17 protein-coding genes are annotated in these 13,949 nt (G+C 73.6%); 10 read left to right on the top strand and 7 right to left on the bottom strand.

The features are described from left to right. The coding region (locus tag ACR807_RS37485; protein ID WP_438926261.1) for a sensor histidine kinase at positions 1 to 441 on the top strand (441 nt) is incomplete at its 5' end. 181 nt (positions 442 to 622) lie between these two features. On the opposite strand, the gene ACR807_RS37480 is transcribed toward ACR807_RS37485, so the two are convergent. After that, positions 623 to 1,252: a response regulator gene (locus ACR807_RS37480; protein WP_438926260.1), complete on the bottom strand. Its 630-nt coding sequence runs from the start codon at positions 1,250 to 1,252 to the stop codon at positions 623 to 625. Positions 1,253 to 1,312: 60 nt separating this feature from the next. On the opposite strand from ACR807_RS37480, the gene ACR807_RS37475 reads away from it, so the two are divergent. After that, a complete protein-coding gene (locus tag ACR807_RS37475; protein WP_310310840.1) occupies positions 1,313 to 1,795 on the top strand; it encodes a GNAT family N-acetyltransferase in 483 nt (160 codons plus the stop codon). 71 nt (positions 1,796 to 1,866) lie between these two features. Here ACR807_RS37475 and ACR807_RS37470 read toward each other — a convergent pair whose 3' ends face one another. Further along, positions 1,867 to 2,478 (bottom strand): macro domain-containing protein, encoded by a 612-nt coding sequence (locus tag ACR807_RS37470; protein ID WP_438926259.1) that lies wholly within the window; start codon positions 2,476 to 2,478, stop codon positions 1,867 to 1,869. A 91-nt stretch (positions 2,479 to 2,569) separates the two neighbouring features. On the opposite strand from ACR807_RS37470, the gene pheA reads away from it, so the two are divergent. Both pheA and ACR807_RS37460 read left to right on the top strand, forming a co-directional pair. After that, positions 2,570 to 3,475, top strand: a complete 906-nt coding sequence (pheA, locus tag ACR807_RS37465) for a prephenate dehydratase (protein ID WP_438926258.1) — start codon at positions 2,570 to 2,572, stop codon at positions 3,473 to 3,475. Next, positions 3,472 to 4,083: a histidine phosphatase family protein gene (locus tag ACR807_RS37460; RefSeq protein ID WP_438926257.1), complete on the top strand. Its 612-nt coding sequence runs from the start codon at positions 3,472 to 3,474 to the stop codon at positions 4,081 to 4,083. Before pheA ends, ACR807_RS37460 begins: the two co-directional genes overlap by 4 nt. Before the next feature lie 7 nt (positions 4,084 to 4,090). Here the strand turns inward: ACR807_RS37460 and ACR807_RS37455 are convergent, their stop codons facing one another. Beyond that, positions 4,091 to 4,441, bottom strand: a complete 351-nt coding sequence (locus ACR807_RS37455; protein WP_438926256.1) for a metallopeptidase family protein — start codon at positions 4,439 to 4,441, stop codon at positions 4,091 to 4,093. A gap of 4 nt (positions 4,442 to 4,445) precedes the next feature. Then, positions 4,446 to 5,510 (bottom strand): septum formation family protein, encoded by a 1,065-nt coding sequence (locus ACR807_RS37450; RefSeq protein ID WP_438926255.1) that lies wholly within the window; start codon positions 5,508 to 5,510, stop codon positions 4,446 to 4,448. A 120-nt stretch (positions 5,511 to 5,630) separates the two neighbouring features. On the opposite strand from ACR807_RS37450, the gene ACR807_RS37445 reads away from it, so the two are divergent. The 3 genes from ACR807_RS37445 to ACR807_RS37435 all read left to right on the top strand — a co-directional run bounded on the left by ACR807_RS37445 (position 5,631) and on the right by ACR807_RS37435 (position 7,983). After that, positions 5,631 to 6,293, top strand: coding sequence for a hypothetical protein (locus ACR807_RS37445; RefSeq protein ID WP_438926254.1), 663 nt, complete (start codon positions 5,631 to 5,633; stop codon positions 6,291 to 6,293). Further along, on the top strand, positions 6,294 to 7,457 hold the full coding sequence (locus ACR807_RS37440; protein ID WP_438926253.1) for a glutathionylspermidine synthase family protein: 1,164 nt from the start codon (positions 6,294 to 6,296) through the stop codon (positions 7,455 to 7,457). A 73-nt stretch (positions 7,458 to 7,530) separates the two neighbouring features. Then, the gene (locus ACR807_RS37435) at positions 7,531 to 7,983 is read left to right on the top strand and encodes a DUF350 domain-containing protein (RefSeq protein WP_438926252.1); all 453 of its coding nucleotides are present in this window, start codon (positions 7,531 to 7,533) and stop codon (positions 7,981 to 7,983) included. A 92-nt stretch (positions 7,984 to 8,075) separates the two neighbouring features. On the opposite strand, the gene ACR807_RS37430 is transcribed toward ACR807_RS37435, so the two are convergent. After that, a complete protein-coding gene (locus ACR807_RS37430) occupies positions 8,076 to 8,681 on the bottom strand; it encodes a DUF6891 domain-containing protein (RefSeq protein WP_438926251.1) in 606 nt (201 codons plus the stop codon). A gap of 71 nt (positions 8,682 to 8,752) precedes the next feature. On the opposite strand from ACR807_RS37430, the gene serS reads away from it, so the two are divergent. Further along, positions 8,753 to 10,006: a serine--tRNA ligase gene (gene serS / locus ACR807_RS37425; RefSeq protein ID WP_438926250.1), complete on the top strand. Its 1,254-nt coding sequence runs from the start codon at positions 8,753 to 8,755 to the stop codon at positions 10,004 to 10,006. 57 nt (positions 10,007 to 10,063) lie between these two features. Here serS and lhgD read toward each other — a convergent pair whose 3' ends face one another. Together lhgD and ACR807_RS37415 are read right to left on the bottom strand one after the other, a co-directional pair. Then, a complete protein-coding gene (lhgD, locus tag ACR807_RS37420; RefSeq protein ID WP_438926249.1) occupies positions 10,064 to 11,251 on the bottom strand; it encodes an L-2-hydroxyglutarate dehydrogenase in 1,188 nt (395 codons plus the stop codon). Positions 11,252 to 11,261: 10 nt separating this feature from the next. Continuing rightward, positions 11,262 to 12,137, bottom strand: a complete 876-nt coding sequence (locus ACR807_RS37415) for an LLM class flavin-dependent oxidoreductase (protein ID WP_438926248.1) — start codon at positions 12,135 to 12,137, stop codon at positions 11,262 to 11,264. 34 nt (positions 12,138 to 12,171) lie between these two features. Between ACR807_RS37415 and ACR807_RS37410 the strand changes: the two genes are divergently transcribed. Both ACR807_RS37410 and ACR807_RS37405 read left to right on the top strand, forming a co-directional pair. Next, entirely contained in the window at positions 12,172 to 12,990 is an 819-nt protein-coding gene (locus ACR807_RS37410) for an HAD family hydrolase (protein ID WP_438926247.1), read from the top strand. Positions 12,991 to 13,032: 42 nt separating this feature from the next. Continuing rightward, the coding region (locus ACR807_RS37405; protein ID WP_438926246.1) for an NAD-dependent epimerase/dehydratase family protein at positions 13,033 to 13,949 on the top strand (917 nt) is incomplete at its 3' end.

Raw genomic sequence — 13,949 nt, 5'->3', positions numbered from 1 at the left:
GATCGTGGGATGCCACCTGACGCGGCGCGGCGCAGCGCCGACCCCGGCACCCCGGCCGACGCCGACCTGGGGCGCTCCGTGCTGGCCGAGGCCCGCACGGCCGGCGAACTGCTCGGCCACGCGCCCGAGGTGCGCGTCGAGGGCGACCTCACCGACGTCCCGGCGGACCTCGCCGACCACGCCCGCGCCGCGCTGCGCGAGGCCCTGTCCAACGTCGTCCGGCACTCGGGGGCCGGCCACGTGGCCGTCACCGTGCTGCGCACCCCCGACCACCTGCGCCTGGAGGTGGCCGACAACGGCTGCGGCATCCCGCGCGGCGTGGCCAAGCGCGGCCTGCGCCACCTGGAGGAACGCGCCCACGCCGCGGGCGGCGGCTGCGAGATCACCTCGTCCCCCCGCACCGGCACCACCATCACCTGGCACGTCCCCCTCCCCCACTGACCCCCGAGAGTCCAACGCCCAGACCTCGAGAGTCCAACGCTCAGGCCCTCTGAGTTCTACGCTCAGGTCCGGCGAGCGGGGTGCCCGAACGAAGAACTCAGGGGGCCTGGAGGTACGACTCTCGGGACCTGGAGGTTGGACTCTCGGGGCCTGGGGGTTGGACTCTCGCGGGAGGGGCGGGTCAGCGGGAGCGGCGGGCTACCCAGGCCGCGGCTTGGGTGCGGCGTTCCATGCCCAGCTTGGACAGGACCGCGGTCACGTAGTTCTTGACCGTCTTCTCGGCCAGGAAGAGGCGCTCGGCGATCTGCCGGTTCGTCAGGCCCTCGCCGATCAGGTCCAGCACCCGGCGCTCCTGCTCGGTCAGCGCGTCCAGCACGTCGACCTCCGCGGGCCGCCGCAGGCGGTCCAGGACGCGCGCCGTCGTCTGCGGGTCCAGCAGGGAGCGCCCGGCCGCCACCTCGCGCACCGCGTGCACCAGGTCCTGCCCGCGCACCTGCTTGAGCAGGTAGCCCGACGCGCCGGCCATGATCGCGCCGACCAGCGCCTCCTCGTCGTCGAACGCGGTCAGCACCAGGCAGCGCGGCGGCGAGGGGGACGACCGCAGCCGCCGGCACAGCTCGACCCCGCCGCCGTCGGGCAGGCGGACGTCCACGACCGCCACGTCCGGCCGGGACGCCGCGGCGCGCACCAGCGCCTCGTCCACGCCACCCGCCTCGGCGACGACCGCGATGTCGTCCTCGTCCTCCAGCAGTTCGCGCAGTCCTCGGCGAACCACCTCATGGTCGTCAACGAGCAACACTCGCACGGGCACGAACCCACCATAGGTCGAATGCCGGTACCGGCCGCACGCGCACGCCAACACAGTGCAGGGATGTTCGTACGAGCGATCGAGGAAGCCGACCGGATCGTCGTCGGCCGACTGGTGCTGGAGCTGTGGGGGGCGCACACGGCCGTCGCCCACGGCCAGGTGTTCTTCCCGGCGAGCCTGCCGGGGTTCCTGGTGGAGCAGCAGGAGCAGGTCGTCGGCCTGCTCACCTACGCCGCGACCGACGGCCACCTGGAGATCGTCACGGTCGACGCGCTGCGAAGAGGCAGGGGCGTCGGCAGCTCCCTCGTCGACGCCGCCGTGCACCGGGCCCGCCAGCTCGGCTGCTCGCGCGTCCGGCTCACCACCACCAACGACAACCTCGACGCGCTGCGCTTCTACCAGCGCCGCGGGTTCCGCCTGACCGCGCTGCGGCCGGACGCCGTCCGCGAGTCGCGCCGCCTCAAGCCGGAGATCCCCAGCGTGGGCGACTACGGCATCCCCATCACCGACGAGCTCGACCTCGAACGATGGGTCGCGCCGCGCTAGTTGTCCACCCCTTCGCCCCAGTTGTCCACAGAGCTGTGCACAGACCTGTGGACAACTCGACCGGGAGGTGGCTACCGGCGCGGCAGCGGGCTGAACACCTCGTCCCACGCCGCCGCCACCTGGCGCGCGCACGTCGCGGGCGCGACGCCGCCCACACCCGTGCCCAGACCGGGCATGGCGATGGTGCGCACCACCTCGCGCAGCGGCCTGCCGTCGTCGAGCCGACCGCCGAGCCACAGCCGCAGCACGGCCCGCGCCGCGAGGTACGGGTGCACGGTGTCCTCGGGCAGCAGTTCGCCGGGGGCGCGCATGGTGGGCGCGCTGATCAGCCACTCCGGCTCGGGTTCGCCGGTCGGCACGGCCACCGCCTCGCCCACCGGCAGCTCACCGCCGTGCAGGGCGAGCACGGCGCGGCGGACGTTGTCCTCGACGTGCGGGAAGGCCCGCGCGTAGACGGCGTCGATGCCACCGCGCATCCAGCCGGACGAGTTCGCGGGGCTCACGACGGCCTCGGCGACGATGTCGAGCACCGAGCCCCGGTGCACCTCGACGCCTGCCCTGCCGTCGGCCACCCCGAGCCACGCGCTGGCCAGTGGTTCGTCGACGGCGCACAGCACCAGACGGGGAACTACTACCGGAGCGTTGATCTCACCCTCCGTATCGGCGGACACACCTCCCAGCATTCCAGGAGAACCGCGTGCTGCGGAACGGGGGCGGGTATGCGCCGGCCGGGTGATCCTCGCCTCAACGAGGCCCACCGGTGGTGGGCCTCGTATGGTTGCGGCCGTGCTCGCCTACTTCGGACCGCAGGGAACGTTCACCGAGCAGGCCGCACGCGGCTTCGCCTCCCCGCAGGACGAGCTGGTCCCGTTCGACACCGTCCCCGCCGCCCTGACCGCCACGCGGCGCGGTGCGACGCAGGCCGCGTGCGTGCCGGTGGAGAGCTCCGTGGAGGGCGCCGTGCCCGCCACGATGGACGCGCTGACCGAGGGCGAGCCGCTGGTCGCCGTCGCCGAGGCCGTGCTGCCGGTGCGGTTCAGCGTGCTCACCAGGTCCGCCGGCGCGCCGGTCCGCACGGTCGCCAGCCACCCGCACGCGCTGGCCCAGGTCCGGCACTGGCTGGCCGAGCACCTGCCGTCCGCGCGGGTGGTGGCCACGACGTCCACCGCCGCCGCCGCGCGGGCCGTGCTGGACGGCGAGTTCGACGCGGCGGTGAGCGCACCCGTGGCGGTGCGGCACTACCCGCTGGAGGTGCTGGCCACCGACGTCGCCGACGTGCGCGACGCGAAGACCCGCTTCCTGCTCGTCCGACCGCCCGGGGCGCTGCCCGAGCCGACCGGCCACGACCGCACGTCCGTCGTCTGCACGGCGCCCGACCGCGTGGGCGTGCTGGCGGACCTGCTGGCCGAGCTGGCGCTGCGCTCGATCAACCTGACCCGCATCGAGTCGCGGCCCACCAAGGGCAGGCTCGGCGAGTACCGGTTCTACGTCGACCTCGACGGGCACGTCGCCGAGCCGCGGGTGGGCGACGCGCTGGCCGCGCTGCGCCGGCACTGCCCGGAGACCCGGTTCCTCGGCTCGTACCCGAAGGCCGAGCCGGGCGGGCCCGTCGCGGGCAACGAGGAGTTCGTGGCGGCGGCCGAGTGGCTGTCCGCCGTACGGAGGGGGCACGGCGCGTGAAGCTGATCATCGTCCGGCACGGCGAGACCGCGTCGAACCTGAAGATGGCCCTCGACTCGCTGCCGCCGGGGCCGCCGCTGACCGAGGCGGGCGTCGCGCAGGCCGCCGCGCTGGCCGAGTCCCTGGCCGACGAGCCGGTGGCCGCCGTGTACGCCAGCACGGCGATCCGCGCGCAGCAGACGGCGGCCCCGGTCGCCGCCGCGCACGGCCTGGAGGTGCGGGTCGTCGACGGCGTGCAGGAGATCTTCTGCGGCGACCTGGAGGGCCGGCACGACCGCGAGGCGTTCGAGATCTTCATCGCCGTCGTCAAGCGGTGGGCCGAGGGCGACCTGGACGTGCCGCTGCCGGGCGGCGAGACGGGCCGCCAGGTCCTCGACCGCTACCTGCGGGCGGTCGGGGAGATCACCGCCGGGCACCGCGACACCGACACGGTCGTCCTGGTCAGCCACGGCGCGTCGCTGCGCATGGCGGCGCTGGCCCTGGCGGTCAACGTCCGGCCGGCGCTCGCCGAGTCCGGCCTGCTGCCCAACACGGGCCGGGTCGTGCTGGAGGACACCGGCGACGGGTGGCTGTGCACGTCGTGGACGGGCGTCGACGTGCCGGTGTGAGCGGCGGTCAGCCCCAGCCCAGCTCGTGCAGCTTGTCGTCGTCGATGCCGAAGTGGTGCGCGACCTCGTGCACCACGGTCACCGCGACCTCGTCGACGACCTCGTCCTCCGACGAGCAGTGGTCGAGCAGGGCCTCGCGGTAGATCGTGATGCGGTCCGGGAGGACGCCGCCGTAGTCCGTCGTTCTCAGCGGCAGGGCGATGCCGTGGTAGAGGCCCAGCAGGCCCGGTTCCTCGGGGTGGCGGTCCTCGACCAGCACCACGACGTTGTCCATCGCCGACGCGAACTCGGCGGGGATCAGGTCGAGCGCCTCGCCCACGAGCTCCTCGAAGCGCTGTCGGGACATCTCGACCGGCACGGCGTCACCTCGTCGTCGTGGTGGTGGGCGTCGTGGTCGTGGACGAACCCGACGGCTCCGGGGCGTCCGACGACGGGGGCGCGGCCGAACTGCTGCTCGACTGCGAGTGCAGCGGCGCGCCGGTGGCGTCCTCCTGCTGCACGGCCGTCGTCTGCGGCGGGTTCGAGGTGGTCAGCGGCGGCGCGTCGGGGTTGCGGACGCTGCCCTGCCAGGCCGCGAGGCCGCCCTCGACGGGCACCGCGCCGATCTTGCAGTTCGCCAGGTGGGAGCCCGCCGCCCAGCTCTCCGGGGCGCGCGTGTCCCAGGTGACGATGAGGCCCTCCGCCTTGAGGTCCATGCCGCCGGTGTACTCGGCGCTGATCCGGGCGCACTCGCCCGCCATCAGCTCGTCCTGCGCCTCCGGCGCCGGGAAGTCGCCCGGCGGCAGCGGCACGACGCCGACGATCTCGAACGTGTGGGGCTTCGCGCACTCGACCGGGTCGCCCACGCCGAGGGCCTCGGTGATGCCCAGGCACACGCCCGGGTCGTACACGTCGGACTGGTCCTGGGTGCGCGCCGTGCCGAAGGACGGCAGCAGGCCGCCCGCGGGACCGGCGACCTGGAGCCCGCAGCGCAGCGTGCGCTGCCCCTGCGCCCACAGCCGCTCACCGGGGTTGAGCGGGCCGACGGTGTACTTGCCGAACGGGTCGAACTTGTTCCCGAGGTACGCCATGGACAGCTGCACGCAGTTGTCCTGGCTGATCTGCTGCCACGCGGCGTCGTCCGGGAACGGCGCCTGCGGGCCGTGCGAGGCGGAGATGTCCGAGACGCCCGTCACCTCGAACAGGTGCTGGCCGGCGCAGTCGACCTTCGCCACGTCCGTCAGGTCCTTGCGCGTCCAGTTCAGGCAGTCGCCCGCCTGGGCCTCCAGCACCGGGTTGACCTGCGACGACGTACCGGCGACGACGCCGCGGGCGCCTACCGGCCAGGACGTGAAGGTGCTCAGCGCGAGCAGCGTGAAGGCGCTCGCGAACGCGCCGAGCATGACCAGTGTCTCGGCTCGACGAAACCAGCGGGCGCTCGTGGACATCTACTCCATGATGCCCGTGCCGACCGTGGACGCCTTCGGGCGGGTGGAGTGTGTTGCTTTTGGGACACTCGTCACCCACATGGCGGCCGATCTCTGTACCGTCCCCGCCGGGAGTGGCTGATGACTGAGAACGACAACACCGGCAACGCCGCTTCGCCCGGCCAGGGCGGGGCGGGTGGACCGGGCAACGGACCGACACCTCCGGCCGGTGGCGCGACGCCGCCGCCGTACGCGCCGCCGCCCTCGCCCGGACAGGGGCAGGCGGGGCGCGGCCAGATCCGCAGGCAGGAGCCCGGCCGGACCAAGCCGAGGCCGCCGACGCTCGCCGAGCAGCGGGCCCGCGCCCAGGCGATCGAGGAGCAGCGCGAGGCGGAGCTGGCCCGGGAGGCCGAGGAGAAGCGCAAGAAGAAGCTGCGCAAGCGCCTGCTCATCGGCGGCGGCGTGACCGTGGGCGTGGTGGGCGTGGTGGCCATCTGGTACGCCGCCTCCAGCCCCGACGACGTCACCGCGCAGTGCACCGACGACGGCGTGGTGGTCGAGGACCAGTACTGCGACGACAACTACGCGCGCTCGCACGGCGGGTACTCCAGCGGCGGCTTCATCTACATCGGTGGCAACTCCTACCGCTACCACTACGGCAGCGCGCCCCTGTCCGTCGGCCAGAAGGTCAGCGGCGGGAGCTACACGATCCCCAAGGGCGCGAACGTCACCACGAAGTCCGGCACGACGATCCAGCGCGGCGGGTTCGGGGTCTCCGGCGGCAGCAAGAGCGGGGGCAGCTGAGTGCGCCGCGAGTCCTCCGCGCCCCGGCCGAACTGGCAGCGCACCGTCTCCGACCAGGGCCTCGTGTTCGGCGCGCCGTCGAAGCACGTCGACGGCAGCGCGCGCCCGTACTGGGACGAGTCGGCCCACTACGCCTTCGACATGAGCGAGGTCCTCGCCCTCGAAGCGGACGTGGAGCTGCTGCACAACCTGTGCCTGGAGGCCGTCGACAACGTGGTGCTCACCGAGCGCTACCGCGACTTCGGCATCCAGGAGTGGCTGTGGCCCGCGATCGCCGAGTCGTGGAAGCGCCGCGACCCGCACGTCTACGGGCGGTTCGACCTGCGCTACGACGGCGGCGGCCCGGCCAAGCTGCTGGAGTACAACGCCGACACGCCCACGTCGCTGCTGGAGGCGTCGGTCGTCCAGTGGAACTGGAAGACCGACGTCTTCCCCGACGACGACCAGTGGAACTCGATCCACGAGAAGCTGGTCGAGCGGTGGGCCGAGCTCGGCGCCAAGCTGCCGTCCAACGAGCTGCACTTCACCTGGTCCGGCGCCGACCCGTCGGGCGAGGACCACGTCACCGTCGCCTACCTCCAGGAGACGGCGGCCGAGGCCGGGATGAACACCGTCGGCCTCGCCATCGAGGAGATCGGCTGGGACTCGCTGCTCAAGCGGTTCGTCGACCTGGAAGACGCCCCGATGGGCACCGTGGTGAAGCTCTACCCGTGGGAGTGGGTGGTCGACGAGCAGTTCGGCCGCTTCGCCGTGGAGAGCCTGCCCGGCACCCTGTGGGTCGAGCCGCTGTGGAAGATGCTGCTCTCCAACAAGGCGCTGCTCGCGGTGCTGTGGGAGATGTACCCCGGCCACCCCAACCTCCTGCCCGCGTTCCTCGACGACCCCGGTCTCCTCACGGAGTACGTGCGCAAGCCCCGGCTGGGTCGGGAGGGCGCGAACATCCAGATCGTCGCCCCCGGCTACGAGACCCAGACCGGCGGGGTCTACGGCAAGGAGGGCTTCGTCTACCAGCTGTTCGACCCGCTGCCCGAGTTCGACGGCTACCGGCCGGCGCTCGGCGCGTGGGTCGTCGGCGACTCCTCGGCGGGTCTCGGCATCCGGGAGACCGTCGGCCTGGTCACCGACGACGGCGCGGCGTTCGTGCCGCACCGGATCGTCGGGTGAGCACCGCAACCGTGTCACCGGCTCCTTCACCGGCGGCCCATCCCCGACACCAGAACACCACCCTGGAGGGTCTGTGAACACCAACCTCGCGTTGGACCCCGGCTTCGGCGGCGCCATCGGCCAGGGCATCGGCGCGATCGCCCTGTACGCGATCGTCGGCACGATGCTGATGGTCCTCGGCTTCTACGCCATCGACTGGACCACGCCCGGCAAGCTCAGCGCCCTGGTGCGCGGCGGTGCCCCGAACGCGGTCATCGTCACGTCCGCCGGCCTGGTCAGCATGGCGCTGATCATCGTCGTCGCCATCTACAGCTCGGCCGGCAAGCTCTCCGAGGGCCTGCTGTCGGCGCTGGTCTTCGGCGTCGTCGGCATCATCGTCCAGGTGCTCGCGGTGCGGCTGCTGGAGTGGGTGACCCGGCTCGACATCGGCTCGCTCATCGAGTCCGACCGCTTCGCCCCGGCCAGCGTGGTCGTGGCCGCGGCGCACTTCGCGCTCGGCCTCGTGGTGGCCGTCGCCATCTCGTAGCCCTCCCGTCGGCGGAGGGGGCGCGCCCGACCGGGTGCGCCCCCTTCCCGCTGTTCAGGACACGGGCGGACTTCAGGACACGGGCGGGCTGGTCAGGACACGGGGAGGCGCTTCCGCCAGTCGGCCAGGTCGACCTTGATGCGGCTGCGCACCGACCCGTTCCACTCGACCGGCAGGCCGCCCGCCGCCAGCGCGTCCGCGACCTCGCGCGCCACGGCCTCGTCCGCCGCCGCCGGGTCCTCCGCCTCGACCAGCGAGCCGAACGCCAGGTACAGCCCGCGGCCGGCCACGGCGCCCTCGGTGTCCTGCCGGTGGAAGAACACGTACCCGCGGGCGTCACCGGCCCCGGGGTCGACCTCGCCGCCGATCTCCGCGTGCCCGCACGTCTGGCAGCACGTGAAGTCGGGGCGCGCCACGATCCCGCCGTCGTCCAGCGCCTCGAACACGGCCAGCAGCCGGTCCACCTCCGTCGTCGCCGGCCACCCGGCCTGCTCCTCGACCCGCTCCCGCCACACCCGCTCGACGACCGACCGCGCGACCGCCTCCGTGACGCCGTCCTCGTCCTCGAAGCACTCGGCGACCGCCTCCACGGCGTCCTCCAGCGGGGTGAACCCGCCGTGCACCACGTCGCGCGCCTGCTCCTCCACCCGGTCCAGCAGTTCGGCGGGCAGGTCCTGGGTGTTCTCTCGATCGACCACGCGCGCATCCTGCCGCACGTCGCCGACAATCCGGATCGGGCGCCGGCGGTCCGGGTACTACCCTGCTCCGTGTGATTGACCTCAAGGCTCTGCGCGAGAACCCGGAAGCCGTCCGCGCGTCGCAACGCGCGCGTGGCGAGGACGAGGCCGTGGTCGACGCGCTGCTCTCCGCCGACGAGCGCCGCCGGGCCGCCGTGGCCCGCGCCGACGCGCTGCGCGGCGAGCAGAAGTCGTTCGGCAAGCAGGTCGGCCGTGCCCGCGGCGAGGAGCGCGACGCGCTGCTCGCGCGGGGCAAGGAGCTGTCCGCCGAGGTCAAGGCCGCCGAGGCCGAGCAGTCCGCCGCCGAGGCCGAGCTGGCCGAGCTGCACCGCGCCCTCCCGAACGTCGTCCACCCGGACGCGCCCGAGGGCGGCGAGGACGACTACGTGGTGCTCAAGCAGGTCGGCACGCCGCGCGAGTTCGACTTCGAGCCCAAGGACCACCTGGACCTGGGCACGCGGCTGGGCGCGATCGACATGGAGCGCGGCGCGAAGGTCGCGGGCTCGCGGTTCTACTTCCTCACCGGCATCGGCGCGCAGCTCGAACTGGCGCTGTTGAACATGGCCGTCGCCCAGGCCACCGCGGCCGGCTTCAGCCTGATGATCACCCCGACCCTGGTCCGCCCGGAGATCATGGCCGGCACCGGGTTCCTCGGCGCGCACGCGAGCGAGGTCTACCGGCTCGAAGCCGACGACCTGTACCTGGTCGGCACGTCGGAGGTGCCGCTCGCGGGCTACCACGCCGACGAGATCCTCGACGGCGAGAAGCGGTACGCGGGCTGGTCGTCGTGCTACCGCCGCGAGGCCGGCTCGTACGGCAAGGACACCCGCGGCATCATCCGCGTGCACCAGTTCAACAAGGTCGAGATGTTCTCCTACGTCAAGCCGGAGGACGCCGAGGCCGAGCACGCCAGGCTGCTGGCCTGGGAGGAGGAGATGCTCGCCAAGATCGAGGTGCCCTACCGGGTGATCGACACGGCGGCGGGCGACCTCGGCAGCAGCGCGGCCCGCAAGTTCGACTGCGAGGCGTGGGTGCCGAGCCAGCGGGCGTACCGGGAGCTGACCTCGACGTCGAACTGCACCACGTTCCAGGCCCGCCGGCTCAACGTGCGCTACCGCGACGAGAACGGCAAGCCGCAGATCGCCGCCACGCTCAACGGCACCCTCGCCACCACCCGCTGGATCGTGGCGATCCTGGAGAACCACCAGCAGGCCGACGGCTCGGTCGTCGTCCCGCAGGCGCTGCGGCCGTTCCTCGGCGGCCTGGACGTGCTCAAGCCGGTCTGACCCCGGTGCCCGGGACCTGCCGGACCCCGGGGTCCGGCAGGTCTGGGCCCGGCCGGTCTAGGTCCAGCTCGACTCGACGCGGTCGGCCACGTGCCGGCCGATCTCCAGCGCCGACGTCGCGGCGGGTGACGGCGCGTTCAGCACGTGCACCTGCCGCGGCGCGGTGTCGACCAGGAAGTCGTCCACCAGCGAGCCGTCGGCGCGCATCGCCTGCGCCCGCACGCCCGCGCCCGCGCGCACCAGGTCGTCCTCGCCGACCGCGGGCACCAGGCGGGCCAGGCTCGCCGCGAACCGCCGCCGCGACAGCGACCGCAGCACCTCCTCGGCCCCGGTCCGGGCGAACCGCCGCGCCAGCCGCCACGTGCCGGGGAACCGGGCCACGTCCAGCACGTCGCCGACCGAGACGTCCCGCCACCGGTAGCCCTCGCGGCGCAGGGCGAGCACCGCGTTCGGCCCGGCGTGCACGCTGCCGTCGAGCATCCGGGTCAGGTGCACGCCCAGGAACGGCAGCGCCGGGTCCGGCACCGGGTAGATCAGCCCGCGCACCAGGTGCCGCCGCTCGGGGCGCAGCTCGTAGTACTCGCCCCGGAACGGCACGATCGCCGCCGACGGCGCCACGCCCGCCAGCCGCGCCACCCGGTCGGCGTGCAGGCCCGCGCAGTTCACCAGCGCGTCCGCCCGCACCACGCCCGACCCGGTGGCCACCTCGACGCCGCCGCCGGACAGCGCCCGCCGGATGCCGAGCGCGGGCGTGCCCAGCCGCAGGTCGTGGCCGTCCAGCTCGCGCACCAGCGCGTCGCACACGGCCGGGAAGTCGATGATGCCGGTGCTCTCCACCCGCAGCGCGGCCACCGCCGCCACCTCGGGCTCGTGCTCGCGCGCCTCGGCCGCCGACACCCGCCGCGCGGGCACGCCGTTCTCCCGCGCGCGGGCCTCCAGCGCCTCCAGCCGCGGCACCTCGTCCGGCGAGGTGGCGACGACGAGCTTGCCGCACACCTCCACCGGCACGCCGTTCTCCCGCGCGTAGGCGACGACGGAGGCGTTGCCGGCCACCGACATCCGCGCCTTCAACGACCCCGGCTTGTAGTACAGCCCGGCGTGCACGACGTTGCTGTTGTGCCCGGTCTGGTGCGCCGCCCACCGCGGCTCCTTCTCCAGCACCACCACGTCGTGCCCGCGCCTCGCCAGGTCCCGCGCGGTCGCCAGCCCGACGATCCCGCCACCGATCACCACGACTCGTCGCACGGCGGAGACGCTAGCCGCTCACCAGTTCCGGGAGGACGTCGGCCGCCACCCGCTCCAGCACCGACTCGCTGCCCGCGTACACGCCCTCCGAGCGCGGCCAGTGCACGGCCAGGTCGGTGAACCCCAGCTCGCGCGCCCGGCCCACCACGTCCCGGAAGTGCTCGACGCTGGTCAGCGAGTACACCGGGCACGAGTCGGCGTTGAGGTGGAAGTCGACGGACTCCTTCGCCCTCCCGATCCCGTCGAGCACCTCGCGGAACCGCTCGGTGATGCCCGCCACGCCGCGCCACCACGCGTCCTCGTCCTCGGTCTCCGGCCCGGTGGTCACCCAGCCGGTGCCGTACCGCGCGGCGACGCCCATCGCCTTCGGCCCGTTCGCCGCCACCACGAACGGCAGCCGGGGCCGCTGCACGCACCCCGGGTAGCCGCGGGCGTCGCGGATCTCGTAGTACTCGCCGCTGAACGTCGTCCGGTCCTGCGAGAGCAGCAGGTCCAGCGCGGCCACGAACTCCTCGAACCGGCGCTGCCTGCTGCGCGGCGGCTCGTTGCCCATGACCTGCGTGTCGTACCCCGCGCCACCAGCGCCGACGCCGAGCGTGAAGCGGCCGTCGGACTGGTCGTCGAGGGCGAGCAGGTCCCGGGCGAACGGCACCGGGTGGCGGAAGTTCGGCGACGCGACGTACGTGCCGAGCCGAATCCGGGAGGTCGCCGCGGCGGCGGCGGCGAGCGTCGGCACGGCGCCGAACCACGGCCCGTCGACGAGCGACCGCCACCCCATGTGGTCGTAGGTCCAGGCGTGGTGGAAGCCGTACTCCTCGGCGGCCTTCCACCTGTGCTCGGCCATCCACCAGCGGTGTTCGGGGAGGATCACAATCCCTGTGCGCACGCGGCGACGGTATCCGACGGGCACGATGGGGGGCGTGCAGAGACCATCCCTTGTGGCATCCGACGTCGACGGCACCCTGCTCACCCCCCTCGGCCGGGTCAGCCCGCGCACCGCGGCCACGGTCGGCCGGGTGCTCGCGGCGGGCGTCCCGTTCGTCCTGTCCACCGGCCGCCCGCCCCGCTGGGTGCCGGACGTCGCCGACGCGGCCGGCCTCACCGGGTACGCCGTGTGCTCGAACGGCGCCGTGGTCCACGACATCGGCGCGGACCGCGTCGTCTCGTCGACGCTGCTCACGCCCGTGCAGCTCACCGACCTGGCGTCGGTGCTCGACGAGGCCCTGCCGGGCTGCTCGATGGCCTCCGAGCGGCTGGGGGAGAGCGCCCGCGGCCCGGCGGGGCCCGAGTTCATCGCCGACGAGCACTACCTGCACCCGTGGGACGAGGGCGCGCAGCCGCTGCCCGGCCACCAGCGCGCCCAGCTGCTCGGCAAGCCCGCGGTGAAGCTGCTGGTCCGGCACGCGGGCATGACCTCGGACGAGATGGCGCGCGCCGTCGGCCCGCTGGTCGGGGAGGCGTTCTCGATGACCTGGTCGACCACCGAGGGCCTGCTGGAGTTCGCCGCGCCCGGCGTGACGAAGGCCACCGGCCTGGCCGCCGTCGCCGAACTGCTCGGCGTCGACCCGGGCGGCGTGCTGGCGTTCGGCGACATGCCCAACGACGTGCCCATGCTCACCTGGGCCGGGCACGGGGTGGCGATGGCCAACGCGCACGCCGACGCCCTGGCCGCCGCCGACGAGGTCACCGCGGCCAACTCCGAGGACGGGGTGGCGCTCGTCCTGGAGCGCTGGTTCTAGGCTGGCGGACACCGACGCGACCTACCCCAGGAGAGATTCCTCGTGCGCGCACTAGTGACCGGCGGCGCCGGTTTCATCGGCTCCACCCTGGTCGACCGGCTGTTGAGGGACGGGCACGAGGTGCACGTCGTCGACGACCTGAGCCGCGGCAAGCGGACCGAGCCCGCCGACCCGGCCGCGGCCGACCGCTACTCGTTCTCGCGGGTCGACATCACCTCGCCGGAGCTGGCCGAGGTCGTGGCCGCCGCCGCGCCCGAGGTCGTCTTCCACCTGGCCGCGCAGATCGACGTGCGCGTCTCGGTGGCCGACCCGCTGCTCGACGCCACCAAGAACGTCCTGGGCACGGTGAACCTGGCCGAGGCCGCCCGCCTCGCCGGCGTCCGCAAGGTCGTGTTCGCCTCCTCCGGCGGCTCCATCTACGGCACGCCCGACGTGCTGCCGGTGGCCGAGTCCGTGCCGATCAACCCGAAGTCGCCGTACGCGGCGTCCAAGGTGTCCGGCGAGGTGTACCTGAACACCTACCGGCAGCTGTACGGCGTGGAGTGCACGCACCTGGCGCTGGCCAACGTGTACGGCCCCCGGCAGGACCCGCACGGCGAGGCGGGCGTGGTGGCGATCTTCGCGTCCGCGCTGCTCGCGGGCCGCCCGACGAAGGTGTTCGGCGACGGCGGCAACACCCGCGACTACGTGTTCGTGGAGGACGTCGTGTCGGCGTTCGTCGCGGCCTCCGGCGAGGCGGGCGGCGGCAAGCGCTACAACATCGGCACCGCCCACCAGGTGTCCGACCGAGAGCTGCACACCCTGGTCGCGCAGGCGGCGGGCGTGGCCGACGAGCCCGAGTTCGCCCCGGCCCGCCTCGGCGACCTGCGGGCCTCGGCGATCGACGCGTCGCTGGCGCGGGCCGAGCTGGGCTGGAAGCCCGAGGTGGACATCGCCACCGGCGTGCGGCTGACCGTGGA

This window comes from Saccharothrix sabaoui, from assembly GCF_051756985.1.
GTDB lineage: Bacteria > Actinomycetota > Actinomycetes > Mycobacteriales > Pseudonocardiaceae > Actinosynnema.
The sequence above is the reverse complement of the archived record's forward strand: the minus strand, read 5'-3'. Positions and strand labels throughout refer to the sequence as shown.

Coding starts and splice junctions, on each gene's coding strand:
- ACR807_RS37475 (WP_310310840.1), top strand. CDS start 1,313: ATGTTCGTACGAGCGATCGAGGAAGCCGACCGGATCGTCGTCGGCCGA.
- ACR807_RS37470 (WP_438926259.1), bottom strand. CDS start 2,478: ATGCTGGGAGGTGTGTCCGCCGATACGGAGGGTGAGATCAACGCTCCG.
- pheA (WP_438926258.1), top strand. CDS start 2,570: ATGGTTGCGGCCGTGCTCGCCTACTTCGGACCGCAGGGAACGTTCACC.
- ACR807_RS37450 (WP_438926255.1), bottom strand. CDS start 5,510: ATGTCCACGAGCGCCCGCTGGTTTCGTCGAGCCGAGACACTGGTCATG.
- ACR807_RS37445 (WP_438926254.1), top strand. CDS start 5,631: ATGACTGAGAACGACAACACCGGCAACGCCGCTTCGCCCGGCCAGGGC.